Source organism: Stenotrophomonas pavanii (assembly GCF_900101175.1).
In the GTDB taxonomy this organism is placed as follows: domain Bacteria; phylum Pseudomonadota; class Gammaproteobacteria; order Xanthomonadales; family Xanthomonadaceae; genus Stenotrophomonas; species Stenotrophomonas pavanii.
Map to the genome: position 1 here is coordinate 367,135 of NZ_FNFQ01000001.1, position 13,474 is coordinate 380,608.

Sequence of the window (13,474 nt, forward strand, 5' to 3'; positions counted from 1 at the left end):
GCATGGAACGGCCTCCATCATAGCCGCAGCACCGTGTGATGTTGGCGCGCCCCCGGAATGCCCTGTTCAGTCGCCAGCGATGCTCAGCCAGGCCCCCACACAGCAGCATCCAGCGCCGCCGCCGGATCGGCTGCTGGCATCCGCACGCGGCCGTTTTCCACCTGCACGCCCTCGGCACGCAAGCGCTGCGACTGCTCGCGCCAGCCGGCCGACCCTTCCGCCAGGGCGATGCGCCCATCCGAGCGCAGCACACGGTGCCAGGGCAGGTCGGGATCGTCGTTCTGGCCCAGGATGCGCGCGGTCAGGCGCGCACGCCCGGGCAGGCCAGCGCGCATCGCGACCTGGCCATAGCCCATCACCTGCCCCGCCGGGATCGCGCGGATCACCGCCAGGATGCGCGCACGCGCCTGCTCCGGGGTCAGCGCCGCAGCCGGGTCACCAGCAGCACGCCGATCAGCACCAGCACGGTGCCGGCGATCTGCGCCGGCCCCATCGGTTCGTCGAGCAGCCATAGGCTCATCACGATGGTGGAAACAGGGCCCAGCATACCGACCTGTGCGGCCAGCGACGAACCCACGCGCTGCACCGCCAGCATGATCGCCAGCACCGGCAGCACCGTGCACACCGTGGCGTTGACCAGCGACAGCCACTGTACCGGCGCCGGTGCCTGCCACAGCAACGGCAGCGGATGGGTCACTGCGAAATGCAGCAGCACCAGCACGCTGGCCACGCAGCTGGCATAGGCGGTCAGCCGCACCGCACCGATGCGCGCGACCACCTGCCCGCTGCCGAACAGGTACAGCGCATAGCTGAGCGCACTGCCCAGCACCAGCAGGCTGCCGACGATGATCTGGCCGCCCTCGCGCTGCAGGTCGTGCCCGAAGGCCAGCAGCACGCCGAGGTAACTCAGCACCAGCGCACCGATCTGCCAGCGGCCCGGCCGCTGGCGCGCCAGCAGCACGTTGATCAGCAGCACCAGGGTCGGGTTCAAGTACAGGATCAGCCGCTCCAGGGTCACGCTGATGTACTGCAGGCCCTGGAAGTCGAGCAGGCTGGACAGGTAGTAGCCGGTAAAGCCCAGCCACAGCACGCGGGCGCGATCAGCCCAGGACAGCGGCTCGGCCCGGCGCGCGGCCCACAGGGCCATCAGCACGAACAGCGGCAGCGCCATCAGCATGCGCAGCGCGAGCAGCGTGGTGGCATCGACGCCATGGCGCAGGCCGAGCTTGACGATGATCGCCTTGCCCGACGCGGCAATGGCGCCGATCGCGGCGAGGCCGATGCCGCCCAGCGCAATGCGCGGGGAAGCAGTGGCGATGCGGGAAGCGGGAGTGGACATCAGGACGACGGCGGGCCGCGCAGGGCGGCCCGGTAAGGCGTGGGGACGCCCATTGTCGCATGGGGGCGCCCGCTGCCCTGTAGAGCCACAACGGCCCGGCTCAGCGCATCAGCACCACTTCCTCGGCCGAGGTCGGGTGGATCGCCACGGTGTCGTCGAACTGGGCCTTGGTCGCGCCCATCTTCACCGCCACGGCAAAGCCCTGCAGGATCTCGTCGGCCGCTTCGCCCAGCAGGTGGATGCCCACCACGCGTTCTTCCGGGCCGGCACAGACCATCTTGAACAGGCTGCGCTGGGTGCCGTTGGCCAGCGCCTGCAGCATCGGGCGGAAGCGGCTGTGGTAGACGCTCACCTGGTCGAAACGCCGGCGCGCTTCTTCCTCGCTCATGCCCACCGCGCCCAGCGGCGGATGCGAGAACACCACGCTGGCCACGTTCTCGTAATCCATCTTCGACTGCGGGCGGCCCCCGAACAGCCGGTCCATCAACCGCCGCGACGCGGCCACCGCCACCGGGGTCAGGCCGACCTTGCCGGCGATGTCGCCGACCGCGTGCACGCTCGGCACACCGGTCGTCTGCCACTCGTCCACCTGCACCTGCTCATGCTCGCCAATGCCGATGCCGAGCGCTTCCAGACCCAGGCCCCGGCTGTTGCCGCGGCGGCCGGCAGCGAAGAACACCGCATCGAACACACTGTCCATCGGGCCGTCATGGCCGAACGCACGCACGCGCTCGCCATCGCGCTGCAGTTCGCGCAGGCGATAGCCGAAGTGGATCCGCACGCCCTGCTGTTTCAGGTTCTCGGCCAGCTGATCGGTCAGCTCGTAATCGAAGCGCTCCAGCAGGCGCTGCCCCCGTACCAGCAGGCTTACCCGGCTGCCCAGTGCCTGCAGCAGCCCGGCCAGTTCCACCGCGATGTAACCGCCACCGATGATCGCGACCTCGGCCGGTGCCGCGCGCAGATCGAAGAAATCATCGGAGACCAGGCCCAGTTCCGCGCCGGGAATCTCCGGGCGCAGCGGGTGCGCGCCGGTGGCGATCAGGATGTGCTCGGCGCTGTAGCGCACGCCGTCGCTGCAGGCCACGGTATGCGCGTCGAGCAGATGGCCGCGCGCCGGAATCCGTACCACGCCGGTTTCATCCAGGCGCTTGTGGTAGCTGGTGTGGATGTTGCTGATGTAGGCCTGCCGATGGATCACCAGTTCCTTCCACGACAGCGCCGGGCGTGCCTCGACATCGAAGCCCATCGCGTTGGCCAGGCCGATGCGCTCGTGCAGGTCGGCCGCCAGCCACATCGCCTTCTTCGGCACGCAGCCGACGTTGACGCAGGTGCCGCCCAGTTCACCCGGCTCCAGCAGCGCCACGCGCCGGCCATGCTGGGCCGCGCGGATCGCACCGGCCAGGCCGGCGGAGCCGCCGCCAAGGACGATCAGGTCGTAATCATAGGGTGCAGTGCTCATCGGAATCGCTCGGTCGGTAGGGGCAGGATCGATCACCAGCGCGCGGCCGCAGGACGTGATCGGCGATCCGCTGGCCGCCACCGGTGCTCATGCTGATGCCGAGCATGCCATGCCCCGCCGCAAGCCAGGCGTGAGGACGCACGGGGCCGCGACCGATCAGCACAGCGCATGCGCGCCCATCGCTCAGCCCTGCTCCGCCCTTCGCCGCATCGGTGGCCACTGCCGGTAGGTCATCGCACGCCACAGCCATTCCATCGGACCAAAGCGGAAGCGCGCCAGCCACGCGTGCGAAACAGCCACCTGCGCTGCGAACACCAGCAACGCGAACAGCAACTGCACGCTGCGCGGCATCCGCTCGAACCCGCCCAGGCCATAGTGGTAGAACAGCCAGGTACACAGCAACGACTGGGCCAGGTAGTGGGTCAATGCCATGCGCCCGACCGGCGCCAGCCATCCCAGCCGCGCGCGCCAATGCACGATCCACGCCAGGTAACCCAGGCACATCGGCAGCCCGCCGATCGTCACCAGTGCCATCGCTGCGGTCACCGGCAGGTCGTAGGCGCCCGGTGCCAGATACGGCTTCCAGGCAACGCCGAGCAGCGTGACCGCCAGGCCCAGCGGCAGAGCCACCCAACGCAGCAGCGCGTACAGCCGTGGGAAGCGCTCGGGTGATGCCAGTGCGCCGCTGGCGGTGAACCAGCTGCCGATCAGGAACATGCCCAGCACTTCCGGACCGGTGATCAGCAACGCGCCCATCGACGATCCGAACTCGTGCAGGCGCTGCGCGGTGGCCTGCATCCAGCTGCCGTGGCCGTAGACCAGGCGCTGCTGCGCGATGGCCTGCTGTGCTTCGGCGAGCATCTTCTGCACATCCTCCGCCGAAGCCATCGACACCATCGCGCCCACCAGCAGCATCATCGCCACGCCGCCCAGGTAGACCGTCACGCCCATCCACGGCAGCCAGCTGCGCGGCGCCTCGCGGCAGGCCAGCAGCGGCAACGAGACCAAGGCGTACATCACCAGGATGTCGCCGGACCAGACCAGCAGCGCGTGGCACAGGCCGATCAGCAGCAGGCCAGCGCTGCGGCGCAGGTAGAACGGCGTGAACGCGCGCCCGGCCACCTCGGCGCGCTGCGCCATCACTGCGAAGCCGGCGCCGAACAGCAGCGAGAACAGGGTGAAGAACTTGCCCTGTACGAACACGTAGACCAACGCATCGGCCCAGGAGTCGATGCCCTGCCAGTGCGTGTCGATGCCGGTGAAGGCCAGGTCCAGCGGGCCGCTGAAGGCCTCGATGTTCATCAGCAGGATGCCCAGCAGTGCCGCGCCGCGCAGTACGTCCAGCACCGCGATGCGTTCGCCGGAGGCCATCGGCTGCAGGGAAGGAGAAACAGCGTTCACGGGGCGTCCGTCGGGCAGGTCCACCATTATGCCGCCGGCCCGCGCGGCATGGACGCCCGCGTCGTGGCCCGGAAACACAACGGCCCGCCGAAGCGGGCCGTCGCTGCCATCACGATCGCGCTGCGATCAGTGCTGGTGACCACCGTCGCCATGGACGTGGCCGTGGTCCAGCTCTTCCTTGCCGGCTTCGCGCACGTCGACGATTTCGACGTCGAAGTGCAGGTCCTTGCCGGCCATCGGGTGGTTCAGGTCGACGTCGACGACGCTCATGCCGACCTTCTGCACGGTCACCGCACGCGGGCCGAAGTTGGTCTGCAGCACCACCTGCTGGCCCGGAGCCAGCTTGGTGTTGCCGAAGTGCTTCTTCGGCACGCGCTGGGACAGGCCCTCACGGCGCTCGCCGTAGGCGTCGGCCGCCTTGACGTCGACGTTGAACGTCGCGCCGGCTTCCTTGTCCATCATGGCGTTTTCCAGGCCCGGGATGATGTTGCCGTGGCCGATCAGGATCGCCAGCGGCTCGCCGCGGTCCTTGGACGATTCGATCGGCTCCTGGCCGACTTCGGAAACGGTGTAGTGGAAGCGGACAACGCGGTCTTTTTCGATCTTCATGCGCAACTCTGTCTGGATCTGCCGGAGGCAGGCGGGTTGGGGCGGGTTGTCGCCCGACGGGGACGCCGCCATCATGACGGCCAATCCAAGGTGGCGCATTATCCGGAGATCATGCACATCACGCCAGTTTCGTCCGGCCCGCGCCGGTTCCTTGCCCCGGCCCTGCTGCTGGCCCTGCCCCTGCTGATGACCGCCTGCGGCGGCGGCAAGGCCACCCGTCCGGCCCCGCCGCCGCCGACGGCGAACTGGCCAAAGACCGTGCCGGACAACCCCGAGGCCGCCAACTCGGTGCTGATGCGCGCCATCAGCCTGGTCGGCACGCCCTACCGCTATGGCGGCAATACCCCGGACTCGGGCTTCGACTGCAGCGGCCTGGTCGCCTATGTCTACCGCGAGATGCTGGACCTGCGGCTGCCGCGCACCTCGCGCGACCTCGCTGCGGTACAGGGCCCGAAGATCGATCCGCAGCGCCTGGCCACCGGCGACCTGGTGTTCTTCGGCAGCCGCGGCAGCGTCACCCACGTCGGCATCTATGTAGGTGAAGGACGCTTCGTGCACGCGCCGAGCACCGGCGGCACGGTGCGCCTGGACTCGCTCAGTGGTCCTTACTGGAAGGACCACTACACAGGGGCGAAACGCGTCCTTCGCTAAAATGAACAGGCGATATGTTCAAAACTGTGACGAGAATCACCATGCAACTAACGAATTACTAACGGAATTTTTAACTTATCCGCGCTTTTACAGGGCATGATGCCCCATCGTTTTTTTCCTGTGACCGACGCGTGACGACTGACGACCTGAAAAGCGAAGGCCAGACTTCCGTATCTTCACGTGGTGCCCGCCCGCTGCTGCTTGGCCTGGCACTGTGCCTGACCAGCCTTCCGGCCTGGTCGCAGACGGTTCCGAACCGTTCCGATGCACCCGCGGCCCCGGTGGCCGAGAGCACCGCCCGACCGGCCGCCAAGGCCGAGGCTGCCGCTCCCCAGCGCAGCCGCGTCGATGCCGCCGCCAGCGCCACGCTGGCCGCGCTGCTGCCGCACCTGGCCGCCAACGACACCATTCCGCTGATGGACCGCTCGGCCGTGGTGGCTGGTGACCTCAGCCGCCTGCTCGCCAATTACGACACCAGCAGCGCCGCCAATGGCAGCGTCGTCGGCACCGCCGCGGACAACGGCAAGGTGCAGTCGCTGCTGCGCCGCGCGATGACCCTGCTGGGTACCCCCTACCGGTGGGGTGGCAGCAATCCGGACAGCGGCTTCGACTGCAGCGGCCTGGTCGGCTACGTGTTCCGCTCGGCCCTGGGCATCGAGCTGCCGCGTGTCTCGCGCGAGATGGCGCACGATGACAACGCCGAGCTGATCAACGACCGCACCGCGCTGGCGGCCGGTGACCTGGTCTTCTTCGGCCGCAAGGGCCGCGTCGACCACGTCGGCATCTACGTCGGCGACGGCCGCTTCCTGCACGCACCGAGCTCGGGCAAGGACGTGCGCGTGGACACCCTGCTCAGTGGCTACTGGGGCAACAAGTTCATGCAGGCCCGCCGGGTCGACCTCTGACCGGCTGGCGCCACGGCGCCGCCTGATACGCAAAGCACAGCCGCTGCCCTGCAGCGGCTTTTTTGTTGGGCCCGCGTAATGGTGGGTCGCTGCCGACCTGGGTCGGCACCGCCCTCATCCACGCATGGCGTGGATCTACTGACCTCTGGTGGGGGCTGACCTTTGGTGGGTGCCGACCTGGGTCGGCACCGTCTCCATCCACGCATGGCGTGGATCTACCAGGCCCGGCTTGACCGCCACCGCGCAAGCCATCTCCCAGACAAGAAGCCCGCCGGGTCAGGGCGGGCCTTTCATCTCCACGCAACCTCAGCCGCGTGGGGGTGTCGGGTCGGGGTCGTCCACGCCCACGTTGCTGGACGGGTTGTCATACACCGCCTGGTCCAGCAGCCCGGTCTCCTTGGCCACGATCACCGGCACCAGCATCTGGCCCGTCACGTTCGTCATCGTGCGCATCATGTCCAGGATGCGGTCGATGGCGTACAGGTAGCCGATGGTCTCCAGCGGCAGGTTCGCCGCGCTCAGCACCACCGTGGCCATGATCACCGCGGTCCCCGGCACGCCGGCCGTACCGAAGCTGCCCAGCACCGAAGCGATCAGCACCACCACGTACTGCTCCGGGGTCAGCGGCACACCGCTGTACTGCGCGATGAACACCGCGCACAGCGCCGGATAGATCGCGCCGCAGCCGTCCATCTTGATGCTGGCGCCCAGCGGCACCGCGAACGAACCGTAGTCCTTGTTGACGCCCAGGTTGTGGGTGATCGAACGCAGCGCCACCGGCATCGCGGCGAAGCTGGACGAGCTGACGAAGGCCACCTGCATGCCCGGCGCCGCGCCGCGGAAGAACTTCAGCGGGTTCAGGCCGTGCGCCAGCAGCAGCGCGCTGTAGACCACCACGATGTGCAGGGCGCAGGCCACGTACAGGGCCAGCACGAAATGGCCCAGCGGCAGCAGCTTCTCGAAGCCATAGCTGCCGACCAGGCCGGCGATCAGGCCGAAGGTGCCGATCGGGGTGACTTCCAGCACGAAGCGGGTCACCTGGATCATGATGTCGCTCATCTGCCCGACCAGCTTGCGCGCCTCGGTCACCTTCTCGCCGAGCTTGACGATGGCAAAGCCGACCAGCCCGGCGAAGAAGATCACCGGCAGGATCGAGCCACGACCGGCCGCCAGCACGGTCTCACCGGCCGCGTTGACCTTGGTGCCGATGCCGGACAGCGCGTAGAAGACATTGGCCGGCACCACGTCCAGCAGCACCTGCACCACGCTGGGCACTTCACGCGGCACGTAGTTGCTGGCCATCGTCAGCTGCAGGCCACCGGCGCCGGGCTGCAGCACGGTGCCCACGCCCAGCCCGACGCACACCGCCAATGCGGCGGTGATCACGAACCACAGGAAGGTACGGCCACTGAGCGCGGCCACCGACTTCTGCCCGTGCAGCGACGAGATCGCGTTGATGACCGCGAAGAACACCAGCGGCACGGCGATCATCTTGATCAGGGTGACGTACAGCTCGCCGAGCGGGCCGAACCACGTTTCCGCGGCGGGGCCGAGCGCCCAGCCGGCCAGCGCACCGAGCACGAAGCCACCGACCACGCGCTGCCAGAATGGAATCCGCAGCCAGGCAGAGACCAGCTTCATAGGCAATCCAGAGGGAAGGAAGGGATGCTGGCACGATAGCCCAACGCGGCCTGCGGAACGACCGCCCGACCGGCAAATCAGTGTGTCATCGGCGTGCCTTGCGAGGGCGGGCATAATGAATGTCCCGTTACAGTTTGTGAGATCCCAGCGTCCATGCGCCGTTCTGTCTCCCTGTTGGCCGCCTGCGCCACCACCCTGCTGCTCGGCGCCTGCGCCAGCACCTCCCCTGCCTCCGCTCCGGCCGGCCTGAAGGTCGCCGTCGACCCGGTCGCCCACCCGGCCGGCGAAACCCCGCAGTGGTGGTACCGCAGCGGCGCCGCCCAGGCCGCCGCCAACGGCGCGATGTCCGGCAAAGCCAGGAACGTCATCCTGTTCCTCGGCGACGGCATGAGCCTGACCACCGTGGCCGCCTCGCGCATCTACGAGGGCCAGCAGAAGGGCGGCTCGGGCGAAGAGAACCTGCTGTCGTGGGAGCGCTTCCCGGCCACGGCGTTCAGCAAGACCTACAACACCGATTCGCAGACACCGGATTCGGCCGGCACCATGACCGCCATCACGACCGGCGTGAAGACCCACATGGGCGCGATCGGTGTCAGCGCCGGCAGCCGTACCGACTGCGCCGACAGCCTGTCCAAGGGCCTGCTGACCTGGCTGCAGCTGGCCGACAGCGCTGGCCTGGCTACCGGCGTGGTATCCACCGCGCGGCTGACCCATGCGACCCCGGCCGCCACCTACGCGCACTCGCCGGAGCGCAACTGGGAAAACGACACCGACCTGACCGAGGCAGCCAAGGCCGCGGGCTGCAAGGACATCGCCCAGCAGCTGCTGTCGACCTCGCGCTACGGCCGGGGCCCGCTGGTCGCCCTGGGGGGCGGCCGCGGTGAGTTCACCACCGTCGAAGAGCGCGATCCGGAGTACGACGACAAGGTCGGCCAGCGCCTGGATGGTCGCAGCCTGGTGCAGGAATGGCAGCAGGCGCACCCGCAGGGCGCCTACGTGTGGAACAGCAAGCAGCTGGCCGCTGCCGCCAATGCACCGGCCATCCTCGGCCTGTTCGAGCCGGACCACATGCGCTACGAATACGAGCGCCCGCAGGATCCGGGCGGCGAGCCGAGCCTGGCCGAACTGACGGCGGCAGCGATCAGGAATCTGTCGAAGCACCCGGAAGGCTACGTGCTGATGATCGAAGGCGCGCGCATCGACCACGCCAACCACAGCGGCAACGCCTACCGTGCACTGACCGAGACCGTGGCGCTGTCCGACGCGGTGCGCGTGGCCAACGAGCTGACCTCGGCCGACGACACCCTGATCATCGTTACCGCCGACCACTCGCACACGCTGAACTTCGTCGGCTACCCGGCGCGCGGCAACCCGATCCTGGGCAAGGTGAAGGACAAGGGCGGCGAAGATGGCGCCGGCAAGCTGGACTACGCGCTGGATGGCACCGGCCAGCCGTACACCACGCTGAGCTATGCCAACGGCCCGGGCCATACCGGCAGCAGCAACCAGCAGCCGGCCGGCCCGAAGCGCTACCCGCACAACCCGAGCAGCTTCGAACCGGCCAACGGCCGCCCGAACCTGCGCGAGGTCGACACCGAGCATCCGGACTACATGCAGGAGGCGCTGGTGCCGATGAAGTCCGAGTCGCACGGCGGCGAGGACGTCGGCATCTGGGCGCGCGGCCCGGGCAGCAAGGCGATCCGCGGCACGCTGGAACAGAACGCGATCTACCACATGATCGTGCAGGCCACCCCGGCCCTGCGCGAGCGCCTGTGCCAGGCCGGCACCTGCGATGACAAGGGCGTGCCGGTACAGCTGCCGGTGCCGACGGCATTCGAACGCAAGGCCGAGGCCAAGTGATCGCACGGCAGGCCCGCCCTGCCCCTGCCAGCAGCCGCTTCGCGCGGTCGTTGGCCCTGCTTGGCGTGCTGGCCAGTGCCAGCGCGCTGGCACAGGCACCGGCATGCCAGCTGCTGACTGACGAACACGGGTTGTGGCCGCTGCCCGGCTGCGAGGTGGTCGATCATCGGCCGAAGATCAGCGCCGGCACGTTGAAAGACCTGAACTACGACGACCACGGCCTGGCCGTGGTGTACGCCGAGCAGGGCTTCCACTACGTCGACCGCAAGGGCCGCAGCCTGCCGGTGCTGACCTGGGACAACGGCCCGGAAACACCGCAGGAAGGACTGCTGCGCGGCCGCATCGGCAAGCGCATCGGCTACTTCGACCTGACGTTCCGCCAGGTGGTACCCGGCACGTTCGATTTCGGTTGGCCGTTCCAGGATGGCGTGGCCGAGGTCTGCAACGGCTGCCGTCGTGGTACGCCGGATGCCGATGGCCACACGCCGATGGAAGGCGGAGAGTGGTTCCGCATCGACCGCGCGGGCCGCCGGGTGAAGTAGGGTTTCGGCAGGGCTGCGCCCTGCACCTGCCGATGCAACGGCAACGGCCGAAGCAACAGCAACAGCAACAGCGTGCGTTCCGTGGGATGGCGGGGCGGTGTGGGTGGGCAGGACACGCCGTAAACCCGTCCATGGGGGCTCGATGGCGCCATCCATGGCGCCAACGGTCCTGCCCACCCACACCGCCCCACCTCTGACAGATCTCCCCGGCTGTTGGTAGGTGTCGACCTTGGTCGACACATCTGTCAGATATCGAAATAAATTGGGGTCAGATCCGTTTTCCGCAGGAAAACGGATCTGACCCCATGAGGAACCCGACAGTTCGCAGGAAACTGTCGAAGGCGGGGTGGGTCCGGTTGCGGGAGTGTCCGCGGCATGGATGCCGCGGCCAAGCCCCCAAGGACGGGTTTACGGCGTCTCCCGCAACCGGACCCACCCCGCCAACCTTCAGGAAACCAGCTTCTGCCGTTGCTGTTGCTGTTGCTCTGGCCCGTAGCGGGTGCAGGGCGCAGCCCTGCCAAGTAAACCCCACCCTATACTTGCCGCCGTGACTGCCTTCCCCGCCCCTGTTGCGCTGGATGTGCCGCTGCTGGTGGGCTACAGCGGCGGTGTCGACTCGACCGTGCTGCTGCACTGGCTGTGGCGCTGCGCACAGCTTTCCGGCACGGCACTGCGTGCGGTGCACGTGCACCATGGCCTGCAACCGGCCGCCGATGACTGGGTGCTGCATTGCCAGCAGCAATGCGCAGCACTGGGCATCGAACTAGCCGTGCATCGCGTGCAGGTCGACAACCGCGCAGGCCTCGGCCTTGAGGGCGCAGCGCGGCAAGCCCGGCGTGCGGCGTTCGCGGCCGAGCTGCGCGACGGCGAAACGCTGGCACTGGCACAGCACCAGGACGACCAGGCCGAGACTTTCCTGCTGCGTGCGCTGCGGGGGTCCGGCGTCGATGGCCTGGCCGCGATGTCGGCGCACAGCCACCTTGGCCAGCATCCGCTGTGGCGGCCGCTGCTGGCGGTCCCGCGCAGTGCACTGCTCGACTACGCGCGCCAGCACGCGCTGCCGTGGATCGAAGACCCCAGCAATGGCGACGACCACGCCGATCGCAACTTCCTGCGCCTGCAGGTGCTGCCGCTGCTGCGCCAGCGCTGGCCGCATGCCGCTGCGGCGCTGGCGGGCAGCGCGGCGCACTGCGGGCAGACCCGCCAGCTGCTCGATGAGGAGGACGCCGAGCTGATCGCGCACCTGGAAGTGGCACCGCGCGTGCTGTCGATGCCATTGCTGCGCCAGGTCTCGCCCGGGCGCGCCGCGCGGGTGCTGCGTGCCTGGGTGGTCGGCCACGGCGCCGCCCCACTGCCGGCGAAGGTGCTGCAGCAGGGACTGGACGAACTGCTGCCGGCCGGCAACGATCGCCAGGCCCGGCTGCGCTGGCGCGATCATGCCATCCGGCAATGGCGCGACCATGCCTATCTGCTGCCCGCGCAGCTGCCGGCGCTGCCCCGCCAATGGCAGGCCGACTGGGATGGGCATGCCCCCCTGGCGTTGCCTGATGGCGGCCAACTGCGCCTGCAGGGCGCCGCCGGCTTCGAACGGCCACTGCAGGTCCGGGCACGCGTGGGCGGTGAGCGCATCCTGCTGCCCGGTCGCCCGCATTCGCATGCGCTGAAGGACTGCCTGCAACGCGAACACCTTGCCCCCTGGCGGCGCGCCCAGCTGCCGCTGCTCTTCGATGGACCACAGCTGCTGGCCGCCGCCGATGTGGTCATCGGCGCGCCGCTGCAGGCCTGGTTGCAGGCCCATGGCGCGCAGCTGCTGTGGCGTCCCGGCGGCTGGTGAATTGACCCCCGCGCGCGGCCCGTCCACACTTGCCGCATGGCCAAGAAGTCCCCCGAAAACGCCTCCCCGGTCGCCCAGTTCGAGCAGTCGCTCGAATCGCTGGAACAGCTGGTGGAGCAGATGGAAACCGGCGAGCTGAGCCTGGAAGCTTCGCTCAGTGCTTACGAACGCGGTGTCGGTCTGTACCGCCAGTGCCAGCAGGCGCTGGAACAGGCCGAACTGCGCGTGCGCCTGCTCAGCGATCCGGCGCAGCCGGAAGCATCCGAACCTTTCGATCCGCCCAGCCATGACGGCTGAGGTTCTGTTCGCGCGCTGGCGCGACCGTATCGAAAGCCAGCTCGACGCCGCCCTGCCCTCGCCTGCCGAAGCACCGCAGCGCCTGCACCAGGCCATGCGCTATTCGGTGCTGGGCGGCGGCAAGCGCATGCGCCCGCTGCTGGTGTACGCCAGTGGCCACCTGTTCGGCGCGCAACCGGAACACCTGGACGCGGCGGCGATGGCCGTCGAGCTCATCCACGCCTATTCGCTGGTGCATGACGACCTGCCGGCGATGGACGATGACGCGCTGCGCCGCGGCAAGCCGACCACCCACATCGCCTTCGACGAAGCCACCGCGATCCTCGCCGGTGACGCCCTGCAGGCCCGTGCCTTTGGCCTGCTGGCCGATGCGCCGCTGCCGGCCACGCTGCGCGTGGCCTGCCTGCAGACCCTGGCCCACGCGTCCGGTGCCTCCGGCATGTGCGGCGGCCAGGCGCTGGACATCGATGCCACCGGCCAGCAACAGACCCTGGCGGCACTGACCCGCATGCATGCACTGAAGACCGGCGCACTGATCCGCGCGGCGGTGCGCATGGGTGCGCTGTGCGGCCAGGCCCACGAACCGCAGCTGGCCCAGCTCGACAGTTTCGCCGATGCACTCGGCCTGGCCTTCCAGGTCCGCGATGACATCCTCGATGTCGAAGCCAGTTCCGAACAGCTGGGCAAGACCGCCGGCAAGGACCAGGCGCAGGACAAGAGCACCTTCCCCGCGCTGCTCGGCATGGACGGTGCGAAGGCCCAGCTGCACGAGCTCGCGGCGCGCATGCAGGCGATCCTGGCCGGATACGGCGAAGAGGCCGATGCACTGCGTGCGCTGGCGACGCTGGCGGTCGAACGCGATCATTGATCGCTGCTCGCTCGTCGGCCCCCCGTCGCTCCCCGCACATGAAAACGCCCGGCAATGCCGGGCGTTTT

At 68.7% G+C, this 13,474-nt stretch carries 13 protein-coding genes and 1 pseudogene; 7 read left to right on the top strand and 7 right to left on the bottom strand.

From position 1 onward, the window contains the following. Positions 1-83: 83 nt before the first annotated feature. The 6 genes and pseudogenes from BLS66_RS01770 to BLS66_RS01795 form a co-directional block, all read right to left on the bottom strand. Positions 84-512 (bottom strand): MGMT family protein, encoded by a 429-nt coding sequence (locus tag BLS66_RS01770; protein ID WP_244152936.1) that lies wholly within the window; start codon positions 510-512, stop codon positions 84-86. Beyond that, entirely contained in the window at positions 419-1,339 is a 921-nt protein-coding gene (locus tag BLS66_RS01775) for a DMT family transporter (RefSeq protein WP_019660628.1), read from the bottom strand. Before BLS66_RS01775 ends, BLS66_RS01770 begins: the two co-directional genes overlap by 94 nt. A 100-nt stretch (positions 1,340-1,439) precedes the next feature. Further along, on the bottom strand, positions 1,440-2,798 hold the full coding sequence (gene gorA, locus BLS66_RS01780) for a glutathione-disulfide reductase (RefSeq protein WP_057493247.1): 1,359 nt from the start codon (positions 2,796-2,798) through the stop codon (positions 1,440-1,442). 18 nt (positions 2,799-2,816) lie between these two features. Continuing rightward, a pseudogene (locus tag BLS66_RS20860) lies at positions 2,817-2,943 on the bottom strand (amino acid dehydrogenase); the annotation flags it as partial. 38 nt (positions 2,944-2,981) lie between these two features. Continuing rightward, complete coding sequence (locus tag BLS66_RS01790) at positions 2,982-4,226, bottom strand: DUF418 domain-containing protein (protein ID WP_074724949.1); 1,245 nt, start codon at positions 4,224-4,226, stop codon at positions 2,982-2,984. 99 nt (positions 4,227-4,325) lie between these two features. Beyond that, on the bottom strand, positions 4,326-4,808 hold the full coding sequence (locus BLS66_RS01795) for an FKBP-type peptidyl-prolyl cis-trans isomerase (RefSeq protein ID WP_014647924.1): 483 nt from the start codon (positions 4,806-4,808) through the stop codon (positions 4,326-4,328). 111 nt (positions 4,809-4,919) lie between these two features. On the opposite strand from BLS66_RS01795, the gene BLS66_RS01800 reads away from it, so the two are divergent. Together BLS66_RS01800 and BLS66_RS01805 are read left to right on the top strand one after the other, a co-directional pair. Beyond that, positions 4,920-5,459, top strand: coding sequence for a C40 family peptidase (locus tag BLS66_RS01800; protein ID WP_014038010.1), 540 nt, complete (start codon positions 4,920-4,922; stop codon positions 5,457-5,459). Positions 5,460-5,590: 131 nt separating this feature from the next. Then, positions 5,591-6,364, top strand: a complete 774-nt coding sequence (locus BLS66_RS01805) for a C40 family peptidase (protein ID WP_053091670.1) — start codon at positions 5,591-5,593, stop codon at positions 6,362-6,364. A 306-nt stretch (positions 6,365-6,670) separates the two neighbouring features. Here the strand turns inward: BLS66_RS01805 and BLS66_RS01810 are convergent, their stop codons facing one another. Continuing rightward, the gene (locus tag BLS66_RS01810) at positions 6,671-8,005 is read right to left on the bottom strand and encodes a dicarboxylate/amino acid:cation symporter (RefSeq protein ID WP_005410518.1); all 1,335 of its coding nucleotides are present in this window, start codon (positions 8,003-8,005) and stop codon (positions 6,671-6,673) included. Positions 8,006-8,158: 153 nt separating this feature from the next. Here BLS66_RS01810 and BLS66_RS01815 point away from each other — a divergent pair, with 153 nt between their 5' ends. From BLS66_RS01815 to BLS66_RS01835, 5 genes are all read left to right on the top strand, one after another. Continuing rightward, on the top strand, positions 8,159-9,865 hold the full coding sequence (locus BLS66_RS01815; protein WP_053460981.1) for an alkaline phosphatase: 1,707 nt from the start codon (positions 8,159-8,161) through the stop codon (positions 9,863-9,865). Further along, positions 9,862-10,407 (top strand): WG repeat-containing protein, encoded by a 546-nt coding sequence (locus BLS66_RS01820; RefSeq protein WP_074724950.1) that lies wholly within the window; start codon positions 9,862-9,864, stop codon positions 10,405-10,407. The genes BLS66_RS01815 and BLS66_RS01820 overlap by 4 nt, the downstream gene beginning before the upstream one ends. 547 nt (positions 10,408-10,954) lie before the next feature. Further along, positions 10,955-12,241: a tRNA lysidine(34) synthetase TilS gene (tilS, locus tag BLS66_RS01825; protein ID WP_208596504.1), complete on the top strand. Its 1,287-nt coding sequence runs from the start codon at positions 10,955-10,957 to the stop codon at positions 12,239-12,241. Positions 12,242-12,277: 36 nt separating this feature from the next. Next, positions 12,278-12,538, top strand: coding sequence for an exodeoxyribonuclease VII small subunit (locus tag BLS66_RS01830; protein ID WP_005410522.1), 261 nt, complete (start codon positions 12,278-12,280; stop codon positions 12,536-12,538). Further along, positions 12,528-13,406 (top strand): polyprenyl synthetase family protein, encoded by an 879-nt coding sequence (locus BLS66_RS01835; RefSeq protein WP_074724952.1) that lies wholly within the window; start codon positions 12,528-12,530, stop codon positions 13,404-13,406. Before BLS66_RS01830 ends, BLS66_RS01835 begins: the two co-directional genes overlap by 11 nt. Positions 13,407-13,474: the final 68 nt, after the last annotated feature.